The sequence below is a fragment of the Kitasatospora sp. NPDC088264 genome (assembly GCF_040685715.1).
GTDB lineage: Bacteria > Actinomycetota > Actinomycetes > Streptomycetales > Streptomycetaceae > Kitasatospora.
This window is the reverse complement of the sequence record NZ_JBFBIR010000009.1, coordinates 96,716-112,640: the sequence shown is the minus strand read 5'-3', so window position 1 is coordinate 112,640 and position 15,925 is coordinate 96,716. Positions and strand designations below refer to the sequence as shown.

The 15,925-nt window shown below is 71.8% G+C and carries 13 protein-coding genes; 5 read left to right on the top strand and 8 right to left on the bottom strand.

What is annotated here, in order from left to right; translation table 11 throughout:
- Window positions 1-94 precede the first annotated feature (94 nt).
- The gene (gene pyk, locus AB0O82_RS10205) at window positions 95-1,522 is read left to right on the top strand and encodes a pyruvate kinase (protein ID WP_063347766.1); all 1,428 of its coding nucleotides are present in this window, start codon (window positions 95-97) and stop codon (window positions 1,520-1,522) included.
- 101 nt (window positions 1,523-1,623) lie between these two features.
- On the opposite strand, the gene AB0O82_RS10200 is transcribed toward pyk, so the two are convergent.
- The 4 genes from AB0O82_RS10200 to AB0O82_RS10185 all read right to left on the bottom strand — a co-directional run bounded on the left by AB0O82_RS10200 (window position 1,624) and on the right by AB0O82_RS10185 (window position 6,217).
- A complete protein-coding gene (locus tag AB0O82_RS10200; protein WP_363582048.1) occupies window positions 1,624-3,072 on the bottom strand; it encodes a hypothetical protein in 1,449 nt (482 codons plus the stop codon).
- The gene (locus tag AB0O82_RS10195) at window positions 3,069-3,710 is read right to left on the bottom strand and encodes a DUF6114 domain-containing protein (RefSeq protein ID WP_363582046.1); all 642 of its coding nucleotides are present in this window, start codon (window positions 3,708-3,710) and stop codon (window positions 3,069-3,071) included. Before AB0O82_RS10195 ends, AB0O82_RS10200 begins: the two co-directional genes overlap by 4 nt.
- 132 nt (window positions 3,711-3,842) lie before the next feature.
- Window positions 3,843-4,505 carry a DUF6230 family protein gene (locus tag AB0O82_RS10190; RefSeq protein ID WP_063347768.1) on the bottom strand — a complete coding sequence of 221 codons (663 nt, stop codon included), beginning with the start codon at window positions 4,503-4,505 and terminating at the stop codon, window positions 3,843-3,845.
- A 719-nt stretch (window positions 4,506-5,224) separates the two neighbouring features.
- On the bottom strand, window positions 5,225-6,217 hold the full coding sequence (locus AB0O82_RS10185; RefSeq protein ID WP_363582044.1) for a tetratricopeptide repeat protein: 993 nt from the start codon (window positions 6,215-6,217) through the stop codon (window positions 5,225-5,227).
- A gap of 365 nt (window positions 6,218-6,582) precedes the next feature.
- Here AB0O82_RS10185 and AB0O82_RS10180 point away from each other — a divergent pair, with 365 nt between their 5' ends.
- Window positions 6,583-7,272 carry a TetR/AcrR family transcriptional regulator gene (locus AB0O82_RS10180; RefSeq protein WP_363582042.1) on the top strand — a complete coding sequence of 230 codons (690 nt, stop codon included), beginning with the start codon at window positions 6,583-6,585 and terminating at the stop codon, window positions 7,270-7,272.
- A 75-nt stretch (window positions 7,273-7,347) separates the two neighbouring features.
- On the opposite strand, the gene AB0O82_RS10175 is transcribed toward AB0O82_RS10180, so the two are convergent.
- From AB0O82_RS10175 to AB0O82_RS10165, 3 genes are all read right to left on the bottom strand, one after another.
- Window positions 7,348-9,048: a methylmalonyl-CoA mutase family protein gene (locus AB0O82_RS10175; RefSeq protein ID WP_363582040.1), complete on the bottom strand. Its 1,701-nt coding sequence runs from the start codon at window positions 9,046-9,048 to the stop codon at window positions 7,348-7,350.
- Between the two features lie 199 nt (window positions 9,049-9,247).
- Complete coding sequence (locus tag AB0O82_RS10170) at window positions 9,248-9,589, bottom strand: DUF3817 domain-containing protein (RefSeq protein ID WP_363582038.1); 342 nt, start codon at window positions 9,587-9,589, stop codon at window positions 9,248-9,250.
- A 77-nt stretch (window positions 9,590-9,666) separates the two neighbouring features.
- The gene (locus AB0O82_RS10165) at window positions 9,667-10,206 is read right to left on the bottom strand and encodes a MarR family transcriptional regulator (RefSeq protein WP_363582036.1); all 540 of its coding nucleotides are present in this window, start codon (window positions 10,204-10,206) and stop codon (window positions 9,667-9,669) included.
- Window positions 10,207-10,699: 493 nt separating this feature from the next.
- On the opposite strand from AB0O82_RS10165, the gene AB0O82_RS10160 reads away from it, so the two are divergent.
- Together AB0O82_RS10160 and AB0O82_RS10155 are read left to right on the top strand one after the other, a co-directional pair.
- Entirely contained in the window at window positions 10,700-12,337 is a 1,638-nt protein-coding gene (locus AB0O82_RS10160; protein ID WP_363582034.1) for a M4 family metallopeptidase, read from the top strand.
- Between the two features lie 440 nt (window positions 12,338-12,777).
- Entirely contained in the window at window positions 12,778-14,406 is a 1,629-nt protein-coding gene (locus AB0O82_RS10155; protein WP_363582032.1) for a M4 family metallopeptidase, read from the top strand.
- Between the two features lie 116 nt (window positions 14,407-14,522).
- On the opposite strand, the gene AB0O82_RS10150 is transcribed toward AB0O82_RS10155, so the two are convergent.
- Window positions 14,523-14,903 (bottom strand): DUF3817 domain-containing protein, encoded by a 381-nt coding sequence (locus tag AB0O82_RS10150; protein ID WP_350879576.1) that lies wholly within the window; start codon window positions 14,901-14,903, stop codon window positions 14,523-14,525.
- A gap of 221 nt (window positions 14,904-15,124) precedes the next feature.
- On the opposite strand from AB0O82_RS10150, the gene AB0O82_RS10145 reads away from it, so the two are divergent.
- The gene (locus AB0O82_RS10145; RefSeq protein ID WP_363582030.1) at window positions 15,125-15,922 is read left to right on the top strand and encodes a DUF2127 domain-containing protein; all 798 of its coding nucleotides are present in this window, start codon (window positions 15,125-15,127) and stop codon (window positions 15,920-15,922) included.
- The last annotated feature ends 3 nt before the right edge of the window (window positions 15,923-15,925 follow it).

Here is a 15,925-nt window from a genome sequence, read left to right as displayed (position 1 = left end):
CCGGACGCCGTCTCGCCCCTCGGGATCCTTCGTTGGCGATTCCTCACGATTCGTGCCGAATGCACCTATAACACGAACGGATAGACTGATCCATATGCGCCGAGCGAAAATTGTCTGCACCCTGGGTCCGGCGACGGACTCCTACGAACAGCTGAAGGCCATCGTCGAGGCGGGCATGAACGTCGCCCGACTGAACATGAGCCACGGCAACCACGCGGACCACGAGGAGCGGTACCGCAAGGTCCGCCAGGTCTCGGAGGACACCGGCAAGGCCATCGGCGTCCTGGCCGACCTCCAGGGTCCCAAGATCCGTCTGGCGACCTTCGCCAACGGCCCGGTGACCGTCGACAACGGCGACGAGTTCACCATCACCACCGAGGACGTCCCCGGTGACCAGCACATCTGCGGCACCACCTACAAGGGCCTGCCCGGCGACGTCAAGCCCGGCGACCCGATCCTGATCAACGACGGCGTCATCGCCCTGGAGGTCGTCAGCGTCGACGGCCCGCGGGTGAAGACCGTGGTGATCGAGGGCGGCGTGCTCTCGAACAACAAGGGCATCAACCTGCCCGGCGCGGCCGTGAACGTGCCCGCCCTGTCCGAGAAGGACAAGGACGACCTGCGCTTCTCGCTGCGCCTGGGCGTCGACATGGTCGCCCTGTCCTTCGTCCGCAACGCGGACGACGTCAAGGACGTCCACGAGGTCATGGACGAGGTCGGCATCCGCGTGCCGGTCATCGCCAAGATCGAGAAGCCGCAGGCCGTCGAGGCCATGGAGGAGATCGTCCTCGCCTTCGACGCCATCATGGTCGCCCGCGGCGACCTGGCCGTCGAGTACCCGCTGGAGCGGGTGCCGCTGGTCCAGAAGCAGCTGATCACGCTGGCCCGCCGCAACGCCAAGCCCGTCATCGTCGCCACCCAGATGATGGAGTCGATGATCCACGCCTCGCGCCCCACCCGCGCCGAGGTCTCCGACGTCGCCAACGCCATCCTGGACGGCACCGACGCGGTCATGCTGTCCGCCGAGTCGAGCGTCGGCAAGTACCCGATCGAGACCGTCCGCACCATGAGCCGGATCGCCGAGAGGGCCGAGGAGGAGCTGCTTTCCCAGGGCCTCCAGCCGCTCAACCCGGGTCGCAAGCCGCGCACCCAGGGCGGCTCGATCGCCCGCGCCGCGTGCGAGCTGGGCGACTTCCTGAACGGCCAGGCGCTGGTCGCGTTCACCAAGTCCGGTGACACCGCCCGCCGCCTGTCCCGCTACCGTTCGCCGATCCCGGTGATCGCGTTCACCCCGGACGTCGCCACCCGCAACCAGCTCTCGCTGAGCTGGGGCGTCGAGGCGCACGTCACCGAGCAGGTCGGGTCCACCGACGCGATGGTCGCCCAGGTCGACCGCGAGCTGCTCAGCATGGGCCAGCTCGCCGAGGGCGCGACCGTCATCGTCACCGCCGGCTCGCCCCCCGGCATCCCCGGCAACACCAACATGGTCCAGGTGCACCACCTGGGCACCCGGGGCGAGTAACACCCCGTGGTTCCGACGCCCGTGGGGCGGTCCTCCGGTGGAGGGCCGCCCCACGGGCGTTCTCGCGACGTCGCCGCCGCCGTGGCGCGGCTACCGGTCGCCTACTTGTCGCTGTAGGGCGCGTCGTCGTTGAACAGGCGCATGCCGGGAATGGTCAGCGTGCCGCCGAACTGGCCGGCCTGCTTGGCGGTGACCCCGGTCAGCTCCAGGTCCAGCGGGATCGGGATCGAGCCGATCAGGTCGTACAGCCAGCGCGGCAGGGTGTCCGGGGTGAGGGTGATCTCGCCCAGGTCGATCGGGATCGGCAGGCCGAGCACCTTGGAGAGGTGGCCGGACAGTCGCTCCACGTACATCGTGACCGGGCCCTTGCGCATGGTCGAGGTCGAGCCGGGGGCGCCCTTCACGTGGAAGGTCTTGCCGTTGCCCTGCAACGTCGACATGTCGAGGTTGTCGATGTCGACGCTGTCCACCACGAACTTCAGCACCCGCTTGGTGCCGGTCGGGGTCCGCACGTCGTAGACGCCGTGGAAGGCCGCGCCGTGCAGCGCCAGCCGGCTGGTCGCCAGCGTCCAGTTCTGCTGCGGGACGACGTCCCCGGTGGCGGGCGCGCCGGCGGTCAGGCCGCTGGTGTCCACCGCGCAGTTGGGGTTCGCGCTCGGCGAGGACGCCGGGGTGTCGCTGGCGGCCCCGGACGGGGTGGCGGGGGCCGTACTCGGGCTCGCCTTGCCGCTCGGCTTCCCCGTCGTGCCGCCGGCCGGGCCACCGGCGGCGGAGGCCGTCGCGGCGGGCGAGGCCTGGTCGCCCGCCGGGGTCTGCTCGCCGCTGTCGGCGGCGGGCGGCGGGGTGCCGGGCCGCGCGTCGGCCGGGGCCCCGGCCGTCGGGGCCTGCGGCTGGGTCGGCGTCCCGGCGCGCGGGGCCGGGACGGCCGGCGCGGGGGCCTGGGTGGTGGCCGGCGCGGGGGTGCCGGTCGACTTGGCGCTCGGCGTCGGGCTCGGTGAACCACCCGGGTCCAGCAGGTGGTTGACGCCGCCCAGGACGTCGTCGATCAGCCCGGCCCGGTGGACCGTGTCCGAACCGCCGGGAGCGGCGGAGCGGGCGGCCGGCGGCGTGGTCGCCGGGGTGGTGGCCGCGCCGGTCGGGGCGCCGGTCGGCGTCGCGCCGGCGCTCGGCGTACCGGTCGGCGCGGAGGGCTGCTGGGTGGGCGCGGTGGTCGGCGTCTGGGTGGGGATCGCGCTCGGCCCCGTCGAGGGCGCCGTCGAGGGCACGGTGGGGGGCGCCGTGGACGGACCGGGCGGCGGCTCGGGCAGCTCGCTCTTGGGGACGGGCGTCTCCAGCGGTGCGACGTCCGGCACGGTGGCGGGCGCGGTCCCACAGGGCTTGCCCGCCGTCGACTCGGCGACGGCCGGGTTGGGGGTGTACGCGGCGGCCATCAGCAGCGCCGTCGGCACCGCGGCCATCGCCAACGCGCGGCCTCTCAGCCGGACCCGGACGGGCGTGCGCGGCGCCGCGTGTCGACCGGCGCGCTGCGGTTGGTCCTCCGACGCGCTCACCGCGCCTCCTTCGGGTCCACGGCGGCGGCCTGCTCGTTCGACGCGGCCTGTGCGGGCAGCTTCGCGGTGGGCGCTCCGGCCGCCGCGGGCTCGGTGGCGACGCTCTCGACGACGGCCGCGCTCTCGCCGACGGCGGCCTCGGAGGCCGGTGTCCCAAGTGCGGCGGCCTCAGGAGCAGGGGCCTCGGCGGCGACGCTCGCGGCGACGGCGGTCTTGGCCGCCTTCGGCTCCGGCAGTGGCGCCCAGGACGCCATCAGGCCGCCGCCGATCAGCCCCGGCAGCAGCGCCAGGCCGAACCCGGCCAGGTTGGAGACCGGGATCGAGACCAGCGTCAGCAGCGTGGTGGCGACTCCCGCGAAGACCCGCACGGTCGGCTGGAACCACGCGGTCAGCCCGAGCACGATCAGCAGCACGCCGATGATCAGCGATCCGGCGCCCGCCGTGGTGGCCATGGCCACCGTCATGCCGCCCAACGAGAGCTTGGCGTACGGGAAGTACATGATCGGGACGCCGGCGATCATGGCCAGCAGGCCGCCGTAGTACGGCCGCGTCCGACGGAAGGTACGGAACACCCGGCGCAGCCACTGGACGGGGTTCTCGTGCTCGGCGGGCCGGAATGAGGCAAGGGCGCTGGACACGGTGCAGCTCCTCGATGGTGTGAACGAGGGATGGACGAGACACGGGATCCGGCGACGGCGCACGCGCCACCACCGGTCCCACAGGTGCCGTCGGGGCGGCGGACCGGGCCCGGTCCGCCGCCCGTCAACGGCCTAGTAGCACTCGCCGGTGCCGTCGGTGTGCAGCGCGAGCTTCAGGCCGGGGAGCTTGAAGGTGCCGGCCGAGGTGGCCCAGGCGGTCTGCTGCACGTTGTACAGGTCGGCCTTGTCGGCGGCCTGGGCGAAGCCGGTCGCGCCGGACGGCAGGCCGCCGAGCTTGGACTTCCAGCCCTGGGTGGCCTCGCCCTTGAGGGTCGAGGCGTCCTGGCCGATGTTGATGTTGGTGAACTCGGCGTCCGCGTTCAGCTGGTCGAGGTCGATCAGCAGGTTCTTGGCGTAGACCTGCTTCTTGACGTCGTCGCTGTTGCCCGCCTCCAGGCGAAGGACGATCTTGGGCAGCTTCCACGGCAGGCCGGGGATGACGTTGGGGTCGGTCACCACCGACTGGCAGAGGCCCTTGATGGTCGCCTCGTCGAAGGCCGAGACCGCGACCGGGTGCGGAGTGCCGTTCACCTCGGCGTCGATCGAGCCGAACTGGGCGAAGTTCTTGCCGTGCAGCTCCGGCGTGGTGACCTTGAAGCTCTGGCCGGAGACGCTGAACGAAGCCGCCAGCGCGTTGTTGGCCATGGCGGCGCCGACCATCGCGGTGGCCGCGATGCTCGGCACCATCACCAGGGCGAAGCGCTTCCAGCGGGTCTTGCCGTAGGTCTGGGACATGCGAGTCCTCCTTCTAGGACGTACATCTCCGGCTCCCCGGCGGCGCGCCCGCGCCGGTGGGGGACTGGGATGGGAGAGAGCTACGTCCTCGGTAGCGGAGAGCGCCTTGGGCGTCGTCGGACGCGGGAGCGGCCGGCACACAGCGGCACTCCCGTCCCTCCACCGGCCGCCCTTGCGGGGCGGCGGGCAGGACCGACGACATCGGCGATCACCCCCGAGCGACAACCAGCGACCGCGCAGGGCCGCGCGGCCGGTCGAAGGACAGGAACCGCCGTGGGACCGCGGATACCCCCCTGCCCTCCCTACCGCCGACCGGGGCCGACGGATCACCCGGTGGGGATCCCGTGCTCCACGTGGCCGACCGGATCGGAGGGTGTGGAGTCAGGGACCGGGCGTCGCCGATCGTGCTCGAATCCCGGGCGAAGCACAAGAGGTTCCTTACTGACGGGTAATGCAACACCCGACAGCGTTGATCATGAAATCGACGCGACATGCACCGTGTGTGACGTCTTGAAGGAAACGTGACGAAGAAATCCGCCGGAAACACGAACGAAACACCCGTGGACAGTCACCAGGTGTGACTGTCCACGGGTGTTGTCAAGATTTGGTAAACCTCTGTCCGGTTGACCGGATTGTCGCCAAATCACCCGGCGACACCGCAGGTCATCCGCCGTGCCAGGACCCGCCCGGGACCGACCGGGCCCGAACCGGAGGCGGCGTCAGAACAGCACGCGCGCCAGCGCGGTGCGGGCCGCGGTGACCCGCGGGTCGTCCGGGCCGATCACCTCGAACAGCTCCAGCAGGCGCAGCCGGGCGGCGTCCCGGTCCTCACCGGCGGTCCGGCCGACGGTGTCCACCAGCCGGCCGAAGGCGTCCTCGACGTGACCGCCCACCAGGTCCAGGTCGGCCGCCCGCAGCTGGGCCTCGACGTCCTTCGGGTCGGCCGCGGCCGCGGCGCGGACGGCCTGCGGGTCCACGCTCTCGATCCGCTGCAGCAGTTCGGCCTGGGCGAGGCCCAGCCTGGCCTCGGTGTTGCCCGGCTGGTCGGCCAGCACGTTCCGGTAGGCCTGGACGGCGCCGCCCAGGTCGCCGCTGTCCAGCGCGTCGTGCGCGGCGGCCAGGGCCGGGTCCTCCGGCCGCTGCGGGGCGGCGTCCGACGCCTCGCCCGGGGCCCCGGCGCCGCCGACCACGCCGAAGCGCTGCTCGGCGACCAGGATCAGCTGGTCCAGCACCTTGCGGACGTTGGCCGCGCTCTCGGCGCCCTGGAACAGCGGTACCAACTGGCCGGCCACCACGGCCATCACGGCCGGGATGCCCTGGATGCCGAACTGCTGGGAGATCAGCGGGTTGGCGTCCACGTCGATCTTGGCGAGCACGAACCGGCCGGCGTACTCCTCGGCCAGGCCCTCCAGGATCGGGCTGAGCTGCTTGCAGGGGCCGCACCACTCGGCCCAGAAGTCGATGACGACCGGCACTTCGGTGGAGCGCTGGACGACCTCGGCCTCGAAGGTGTCCTCGGTGACGTCGATGACGAGCGCGTAGGCGGACTGCGCGGGGGCGACCCCGGCCGCTTCGTCGGCGGCCGCCTGGCGGGCCCGCTCGACCCGGGCCTGCTCGGCCTTCTGGGCAGCCTCGCCGGCTGCCTTCACTGCGGCGAGGTCGACCGCACCGCGCAGGGCGGAGCTGTTGAGACGCGAATTCCGTGGCTGCATGGCACCATCCTCCCCCGTCCGCGCCGCCTGCGGGCAACCAACCTCAGGAAAGTCGCCCCGCACGGGCCGCGCGGCGCGGATTCCCGGGCGCGGTGGCCCTCCCCCGGTAGCCTGAACCATTCGGCGCGGATCCCCACCCGCGCCCGCGCCGCCCCGTCCCACGGGTGCGGTGCCTGGTTGTCACTGCTTTCGCTACGAGTCGTAGCGTAACTGGAGCCGGGGTCCCGGCCGCAAGCCCCATCGGCGGTTCCGCGACGTGACCTGCCCCACTTTCCGGGGCGGCCCGGCTGCCCGAACGGGCGAACAGCCGCTACCGTTACCAGCCCCACCCATGTTACTCACCAGTAGAGCGCAAGGAGGCCCGGTTGCCGGCCCCCCAGCCCCCCGCGAACCCGGACGTCACGGGCCCGGAGACCGCGGACGGCCCCGCCCCCTCGGCGGGTGCCACGACCAGGGCCAAGGGGCGCCCGCGCAGTGCCGCCGCCGACCGCGCCATCCTCGACGCCACCCGCGAGGCCCTCGCCGAACTCGGCTGGGGCGGGCTGACCATGGGCCACGTCGCGACCCGCGCCAAGGTCGCCAAGACCACCCTCTATCGCCGCTGGCCGTCCAAGAACGAACTCGTGGTGGACGCCGTCGCCAGCCTCTTCGACGACCTGGTGATGCCCGACCTCGGCAGCCTGCGGGCCGACATCGAGGCGGTGGTCGCCCAGTTCGCCGACCTGCTGGCCCGCCCCGAGACCCAGGCCGCGCTGCTCGCGCTGTTCGCCGAGGGCACCCGTGACCCGCACCTGCACCGCCGCATCCGGGAGGCCATCGTCGACCCGCAGAAGCGCCTGGTCCGGCAGGGCCGGGCGGCCGCCCAGGCGCGCGGCGAACTCGCCCCGGACGCCGACCCGCGGACGGCCGACGAGGAGATCGACATCATCTTCGACACCATCGCCGGGACGGTAGAGCACCGCGTCCTGGTCAGCGGCGAGCCGATCACCGCCGACTGGACCCGCCGCTTCACCAACCTGCTGCTCGGCCCCTTCCCCAGCCTGCTGGCCGACTAGGCCCTGTCCGGCCGAACGCACGGCGAAGCCGCCCCGCACGGAGAAGCTCCGTAGGGGGCGGCCCACCGGCACGTCCTAGAAGGACGCGTTCTCCCGGTACGTCCCCCACTCCTCGCGCAGCGCGTTGCAGATCTCGCCCAGGGTCGCCTCGGCGCGCACCGCGTCCAGCATCGGCGGGATCATCGACTCGCCCGAGCGCGCGGCCGCCAGCATGGCGTCCAGCCCGGCCCGCACCGCCGCCTCGTCCCGGGCCTCCTTGCGCTCGCGCAGCACCCGCACCTGCTCGCGTTCGACCTCGTGGCTGACCCGCAGGATCTCCAGTTCGGGGGTGACGCTGCGCGGGTGGCAGTTGACGCCGACCACGCGCTTGTCCCCCTTCTCCACCGACTGCTGGTACTGGAAGGCCGCCTCGGCGATCTCGCCGGTGAACCAGCCCTCCTCGATCCCGCGCAGGATGCCGGAGGTGATCGGGCCGATCCCGTGGTCCTCGCGGCCCTTGTCGAGACGGCTCTTGTTCAAGATCTGCTGGAAGATCGCCTCGGCCTGCTGCTCGATCCGGTCGGTGAGCGCCTCGACGTACCAGGAACCGCCCAGCGGGTCGGCCACGTTGGCGACGCCGGTCTCCTCCATCAGCACCTGCTGGGTGCGCAGGGCGATCTCGGCGGCCTGCTCGGACGGCAGCGCCAGGGTCTCGTCCAGGGCGTTGGTGTGCAGCGAGTTGGTGCCGCCGAGCACCGCGGACAGCGCCTCCACGGCGGTGCGGACCACGTTGTTGTACGGCTGCTGCGCGGTCAGCGAGACGCCAGCGGTCTGGGTGTGGAAGCGCAGCCACTGCGCCTTGTCGGTCTTGGCGCCGAAGCGGTCGCGCATCCAGCGGGCCCAGATCCGGCGCGCGGCGCGGAACTTGGCGATCTCCTCGAAGAAGTCCAGGTGCGCGTCGAAGAAGAAGGACAGGCCGGGCGCGAAGACGTCCACGTCCAGGCCCCGGGACAGGCCCAGCTCGACGTAGGCGAAGCCGTCGGCGAGGGTGTACGCGAGCTCCTGCGCGGCCGTCGCCCCGGCCTCGCGGATGTGGTAGCCGGAGACGGACAGCGGCTTGTACGCGGGAATGCCCTGGGCGCAGTACGCCATCAGGTCGCCGATCAGCCGCAGGTGCGGCTCGGGGGCGAAGAGCCACTCCTTCTGGGCGATGTACTCCTTGAAGATGTCCGTCTGCAGGGTGCCGTTGAGCACCGCCGGGTCGACGCCCTGGCGCTCGGCGGCGACCAGGTACATGCAGAAGATCGGGACGGCCGGGCCGCTGATCGTCATCGAGGTGGTGACCTCGCCGAGCGGGATGCCGTTGAACAGCACCTCCATGTCGGCGGCCGAGTCGATGGCGACGCCGCAGTGGCCCACCTCACCGAGCGACTTGGCGTCGTCGGAGTCGTAGCCCATCAGGGTGGGCATGTCGAAGGCGACCGAGAGGCCCCCGCCGCCCGCCTCCAGGATCATCCGGTAGCGCTCGTTGGTCTGCTGCGCGTTGCCGAAGCCGGCGAACTGGCGGATGGTCCAGGTGCGGCCCCGGTAGCCGGTGGGGTGCAGCCCGCGGGTGAAGGGGTACTCGCCCGGCCAGCCGATCCGCTCGAAGCCCTCGACGGCCTGCCCGGGGGCGGGACCGTACGCCGGCTCGACCTCGTCGCCGGACAGGGTGGTGAAGTCCGCGTCCCGCTTGCGGGCGCTGTCGTACCGCTGCTGCCAGCGCTGCCGTCCGCGCTCGATCTCCTCGGCGTCCATGACCCCGAACTCCGCTCCGTACGGCCGCCACGGCACCGGGGCGGCACAGCTATTAGGACGTCCTACTAATTTACTCGGACGTCCTAGCAGCTGTCGATGGATGCCCGGGTCGAAACGCCGCGGGCCGCCCTCCCGGGGCCCGGAAACACGCGAGTGCCCCTTCCCCCGCGGGGGAAGGGGCACTCGCCGGGGCGTCGGATCAGACGCCGGCGGGCTGGCGGGCGTCCGTGCCGGTCGAGAGCCGCTCGGCGGCCTCGCGGACCACCTTGCGCTCGAAGACGAAGGACGCGAACGGGATGCAGCCGGCGGCCAGGGTCAGGATCATCCGGCCGAGCGGCCACTTCAGCTTCTGCCCGAGCAGGAAGGTCACCACGAAGTACCCGATGTACAGGTAGCCGTGCAGCATCGCGACGTACGTGGTCAGGTCCTCGGCCGCGTCGAAGCCGTACTTCGCGACCATGAAGCCGCAGAACACCAGCAGGGCCACACCGGTCGCAATGGCCAGGGCCCGGTACCAGCCCAGCAGGGGGGTCGCCTTCATACTCTTCATCGCCTCGTTCGGCAGGGATCGACCGGTACGCCCGGATCCGCGCACCGCTCCCACGAGGGTAACCGTCCTCACGGCCGCTCCCGCGCAGCCCCCTCGCCGCGGTCGTCGGTGAAGTCGCCGGCGGCGATCCGCAGCGGCCTGAGCAGTTCGAACACCTGCCGACACTGCTCGGTGTCGTACTCCTCCAGCCCGAACTCCATCGCCATGAGTTCCCGGGTGGCCTCCTCGACCGTCTCGCGGCCGCGGCCGGTGATCGTGGCGAGCACGCCGCGGCCGTCCAGCGGGTTGGGGCGGCGGGCGACCAGGCCGGCCCGCTCCAGCCGGTCGACGGTGTTGGTGACGCTGGTCGGGTGGACCATGAGCCGCTCGCCGATCTTGGACAGCGAGAGCTCGCCGGTCCGGCTGAAGGTCAGCAGCACCAGCGCCTCGTACCGGGCGAAGGTCAGCCCGTACGGCTTGAGCACCGCGTCGACCCGGGAGAGCAGGATCTGGTGGGCTCGCATGATCGAGGTGATCGCCGCCATCGAGGGGACCCCGCCCCAGCGGCGGGTCCAGAGCTCGTCGGCGCGGGCGATCGGGTCGAAGTCGAGGGCTAGGGGCTTGGGCACCTCCTTACCGTACCGGCGGAGGGGGCGGGCGCTACCAGCCGTCCTGATGGTGGACAAGCGCGACGCGTGGCGGGAACCCGCCAAAAGGGCGGCCAGGTCCATACCAGGACATTGCGCCGGTGTGAATGCGGGGCAACGGGACCGGGGCGCGGCGGAGTTGACGGCCGATCGGTCCGCAGCCGCACTATCAGGCCTCGGTTCGGATGGTAACCCGCTGAAAGGCCGGGTGATTCACACCTTTTGTCCGCCCGTTCACAATCCCTCCGGCTGGCGGGACTTGGCCAATTCATGAGCAAGACCTGTCATTTGATTTGCTCGATTGTCATGCTTTCCGCCAACCCCGTCCGGTAGCCACCACCCCCACCCACCGGTGGCCCGCCGCTCGACCGCACGGGGTCCGCACGTCAGCGCCCGTCCCGCCCCTCAGGTGCCGACCCCGGCCCCCGGGACGCGGCGCGACCGCCCACACGCGGTTACCCGGAAGGACTCGTCCGTGAAGCGAAAGCTCGCAGCAGTCGCCGTACTCTCCGCCACCGCCCTGCTCACCGGCGTCGTCCAGGTGAGCACCGCCGCCCAGGCCAGCCCGATCCCCGCGGCGCAGGCGCAGGCCGCCGAGCAGCACGCGGCGGCGCTCGCCCTGGCGGGCGGCCAGTCCGGCCCGCTGGCGAAGGCCCTCGCCCTCGGCGGCCAGGAGCAACTGGTGGCGAAGGACGCCGTGGTGGACCAGGACGGCACCCGGCACCTGCGCTTCGAGCGCACCTACGCCGGCCTGCCGGTGCTCGGCGGCGACCTGGTCGTCCACCAGAGCGCCCGCGGCGCGGTGGAGTCGGTCGACAAGGCGGTCTCCGCGCAGCTGAGCCTGCCGAGCCTGGCCCCGCAGATCCCGGCCGACAAGGCCGCCGCGCAGGCCACCGGCGCCGTCCAGGCCACCGTCGGCGTCGCCGCGGACAAGGACGAGTCCCCGCTGGCGGCCGTGCACCAGACCGGCAAGGCCGAGCTGGTGGTCTGGGCGAGCGACGGCAACCCGCGCCTGGCGTACCGGACCACCGTCGAGGGCGTGCGCGCCGACGGCACCCCCAGCAGCCAGCTGCTGGTCACCGACGCCGCCACCGGCCAGGTGCTGTCCACCCACGAGCAGGTGCAGACCGCCTCCGGCACCGGCAAGGGCGTCTTCGTCGGCAACGTCCCGCTGACCACCACCCAGAGCGGCACCTCGTACCAGCTGAAGGACGCCACGCGCGGCGGCCAGTCGACCGTCAACCTGAAGAACAAGACCTCCGGCACCGGCACGCTGGTCGCCAACTCGACCAACGCCTTCGGCAACGGCCTGGCCTCCAACAGCGAGTCCGCCGCCGTGGACGCCCAGTACGGCGCCGCGGCCACCTGGGACTTCTACAAGAACACCTTCGGCCGCAACGGCATCAAGAACAACGGTGTCGGCGCGACCAGCCGGGTGCACTACGGCTCCAACTACGTGAACGCGTTCTGGAGCGACGCCTGCTTCTGCATGTCCTACGGCGACGGCAGCGGCAACACCCACCCGCTCACCGAGATCGACGTGGCCGGCCACGAGATGAGCCACGGCGTCACCTCCGCCACGGCGAACCTCAACTACTCCGGCGAGTCCGGCGGCCTCAACGAGGCCACCTCCGACATCTTCGGCACGATGGTCGAGTTCTACGCCAACCTGCCCTCCAACCCGCCGAACTACTGGATCGGCGAGTTGATCAACCTGAACGGCGACGGCACCCCGCTGCGCTACATGGACAAGCCCAGCAAGGACGGCGCCTCGGCGGACTCCTGGTACTCGGGCGTCGGCAACCTCGACGTCCACTACTCCTCGGGCATCGCCAACCACTTCTTCTACCTGCTGTCCGAGGGCAGCGGCGCGAAGAGCATCAACGGCTTCAGCTACAACAGCCCGACCTCCAACGGCTCGGCCGTCACCGGCATCGGCCGGGACAAGGCCGCGCAGATCTGGTACCGCGCGCTGACCGTCTACTTCACCTCCACCACCAACTACGCGAGTGCCCGCACCGGCACCCTGAAGGCCGCCTCCGACCTGTACGGCGCCACCAGCGCCGAGTACAAGGCGGTCGCGGCCGCGTGGAGCGGCGTCAACGTCAACTGACGCACGGCGCACGGTGACAGGACGTCCGGGGCCCCCGTGGAGGGCGGCCCCGGGCGTCCGCGCACCCCCTCGCACGCCCGCCCCTGCACGCCCGCCCTCCCCCGCGCGTGCCCGACCGCTCCGCTCCGCTCCCGGGGTGGCGAAGTCCCGCCAGCCGGACGAACCGCCCGTAGCGGGCACTGGGCGGCAGCCGAACCATCCGCACCGACACTGGCGGATCCCGGCCAATCCCTGTCCGTGGTCTGTCATTTCCTGCCATCGATTGTCATGCTTCTGCCCAAGCCCCGTCCGACGCCCGTCACCCCCACCCGTCGACGGATCGTCAGGTACCGCACGGGAGCAGCACGTCCGCGCCCTACCGCCCCACGGCGCCAACCCCGGCGCCCCGGTACGCGGCGCAACCGCGCGCACACGCGGTTTCGTGGAAGGAACCCCCGCACGTGAAGCGAAAGCTGACAGCCGGCGCCATACTCTCCGCCACCGCCCTGCTCGCCGGCGTGATCCAGATCGCCATCGTCCCCGCCGCCCAGGCCGCCGCCCCGTCGCCGGAGCAGCAGCGCGCCGCGCTGCTCGCGGTGGCCGCCGGGCAGAGCAGCCCGGTCGCCCAGGCCCTGGCCCTCGGCGGCCAGGAGCGGCTGGTGGTCAAGGACGTCGTCGCGGACGCCAACGGCGAACGCCACCTGCGCTACGAGCGGACCTACGCCGGCCTGCCGGTGCTCGGCGGCGACCTGGTCGTCCACCAGCGCGCCGACGGCTCGGTGGACTCGGTCGACCGGGCCTTCGACGGCAGCCTGTCGCTGCCGAGCCTGGCCCCGGGCCTCGCCGCCGGGCAGGCGGCCGAGCGGGCCACCGCCGCGGTGCGGGCGACCGTCGGGACGGCCGCCGACGAGGACGAGGCGGCGCTCAGCCGGGTCGACGGCGCGGGCGCGGCCGAGCTGGTGGTGTGGGCGGCCGACGGCGCGCCGCGGCTGGCCCACCGCACGGTGGTCCGCGGCGAGCGGGCCGACGGCACCCCGAGCAGCCAGCAGGTCGTCACCGACGCCGCCACCGGCGAGGTGCTGTCCACCCGCGAGCAGGTGCAGACCGCCTCCGGCACCGGCAAGGGCGTCAACGTCGGCACCGTCACGCTGACCACCACCCAGAGCGGCACCTCGTACCAGCTGAAGGACGCCACGCGCGGCGGCCAGTCCACCACCGACCTCAAGGGCGCCACCTCGGGCAACGGCACGCTGTTCGCCAAGACCAGCAACTCCTGGGGCAACGGCCTGGCCTCCAACCGCGAGTCCGCCGCCGTGGACGCCCAGTACGGCGCCGCGGCCACCTGGGACTACTACAAGAACACCTTCGGCCGCAACGGCATCAAGAACAACGGCGTCGGCGCCGCCAGCCGCGTCCACTACGGCTCCAACTACGTCAACGCGTTCTGGGACGACTCCTGCTTCTGCATGACGTACGGGGACGGCTCCGGCAACACCAACCCGCTGACCGCGATCGACGTCTCCGGCCACGAGATGACCCACGGCGTCACCTCCGCCACGGCGAACCTCAACTACTCCGGCGAGTCCGGCGGCCTCAACGAGGCCACCTCCGACATCTTCGGCACCATGGTCGAGTGGTCGGCCAACCTGCCCGCGGACCCGCCGGACTACCTGATCGGCGAGAAGCTCAACATCTTCGGCAACGGCAAGCCGCTGCGCTACATGGACAAGCCCTCCAAGGACGGCAGCTCCGCGGACTCCTGGTACTCGGGCGTCGGCAACCTCGACGTCCACTACTCCTCGGGCATCGCCAACCACTTCTTCTACCTGCTGTCCGAGGGCAGCGGCGCCAAGGTGGTCAACGGGGTCAGCTACAACAGCCCGACCTCCAACGGCTCGACGGTCACCGGCATCGGCCGGACCAAGGCGGCCGCGATCTGGTACCGCGCGCTGACCGTCTACATGACCTCCACCACCAACTACAAGGCCGCCCGCACGGCGACCCTGAAGGCCGCGACCGACCTGTACGGCGCCACCAGCACCGAGTACAAGACCGTGGCGGCCGCGTGGAGCGGCGTCAACGTCAACTAGTGCGCGCCCCAGCACCCCCCAGCCACCCCCGGTAAGAAACGGCGACAGGCTGCCGCGGCCCTTTGGGAGAGGAGGCCGCGGCAGCCTGTCGACCGTCGCGTGGCGGGCGCGCGTCCCTACGCGGTGGCCGGCTTCAGCTCGCCGCGCTCCTCCTTGGCGAGCATCCGCTCGGCGAAGAAGCCGCCGGTGGGCAGCACCGAGAGGACGAACAGCAGCACGCCGCGCTTGGCGTCCCACTTCTGCGCCTGCCAGGCCTGGATCCAGAAGACGACGTACAGGATGAACAGGATCCCGTGGACCATGCCCATCACCGGGACGCCGTCGAAGGACGTGGTCCGCTTCAGCACGGAGCAGATCAGCAGCAGGATGAACGAGACCCCTTCGGGGCCGGAGACCAGGCGCAGGCGGTGGACGGCGCTGCTGTTCACGATGGGTACCTCAATACGGGGGTCGGAGGCGTACCTGCTTGTGAAGCGACTCACAAGTCTTCCGGCCATTATCACCGAGCACCTGTCCGAAGCCCCGGCCGGGGTGGTCACCGTGCCCGACGTCACAACCACCGTGTCCCGCCCCAGCGCCACGGCCGTCGTGTCCGTGTCACAGCTGTGCGCCAGAACCCGGCTCGTCGCGCCGGCCCGTCACCCGCTGCCCCTATCCTGCTGCCCGCGCCCGACGCACCGGGCGCCGTAGACATCGGACGACCGGGGGTAGCGACCACATGTTCAAGCGGGACTGGGACCGAAGGACCTGCGCCAAGCGCGGCCACACCACCTACGCGCCGACCGAGCCCGAGCTGGCCGCCCGGCTGCACGCCGCCACCGCCCTCGGCGACGCCTGGCGCTGCCTGCGCTGCGGCGACTTCGCGCTCGGCGCCCCGCACGGCTCCGGCCCGGCGCAGGACGCCCCGCTGGTGCCGCGCGGCAAGGCGCTGCGGGACCTCTTCATCCTGCGCTTCCTCGCCGTCGAGCGGGTGCTGCGCGGCCTGCTGATCATCATCGTGGCCTGGGCCGTCTGGAAGTTCTCCAACAGCCAGGACGCCGTGCACCGGGTCTTCGACGAGAACCTGTCGGTCTTCCGGCCGGTCACCGACCACTTCCACTGGGACCTCGAACACTCCCCGATCGTCGACACCATCCGCAAGACCTTCGACTACAGGAAGAGCACCCTGCTGATCGTCGCGGGCGCGCTGCTGGCCTACGCGCTGATCGAGATCGTCGAGGCGGTCGGCCTCTGGCTGGGCAGGCGCTGGGCCGAGTACCTCACCGTCGTGGCCACCGCCGCCTTCCTGCCGTTGGAGGGCTACGAGCTGAGCGAGCACGTCAGCGCCGTGAAGATCGGCACGCTGGTGCTGAACATCGCCGCGGTGCTCTGGATCATGCTGTCCAAGCGGCTGTTCGGGCTGCGCGGCGGCGTGGTGGCCTTCGAGGCAGAGCGCCACTCGGCCTCGCTGCTGGAGGTCGAGGAGGCGGCCGGCGCCGTCCCGCACGCCGCTCGGGGGGCGCACGCGCGGGCGTGACCG

Bases quoted from the DNA above. Each gene is read 5' to 3' on its own strand.
- AB0O82_RS10175 (WP_363582040.1), bottom strand. From the start codon at position 9,048: ATGGACGCCGAGGAGATCGAGCGCGGACGGCAGCGCTGGCAGCAGCGG.
- AB0O82_RS10170 (WP_363582038.1), bottom strand. From the start codon at position 9,589: ATGAAGGCGACCCCCCTGCTGGGCTGGTACCGGGCCCTGGCCATTGCG.
- AB0O82_RS10150 (WP_350879576.1), bottom strand. From the start codon at position 14,903: ATGGCCGGAAGACTTGTGAGTCGCTTCACAAGCAGGTACGCCTCCGAC.
- pyk (WP_063347766.1), top strand. From the start codon at position 95: ATGCGCCGAGCGAAAATTGTCTGCACCCTGGGTCCGGCGACGGACTCC.
- AB0O82_RS10185 (WP_363582044.1), bottom strand. From the start codon at position 6,217: ATGCAGCCACGGAATTCGCGTCTCAACAGCTCCGCCCTGCGCGGTGCG.
- AB0O82_RS10145 (WP_363582030.1), top strand. From the start codon at position 15,125: ATGTTCAAGCGGGACTGGGACCGAAGGACCTGCGCCAAGCGCGGCCAC.
- AB0O82_RS10190 (WP_063347768.1), bottom strand. From the start codon at position 4,505: ATGTCCCAGACCTACGGCAAGACCCGCTGGAAGCGCTTCGCCCTGGTG.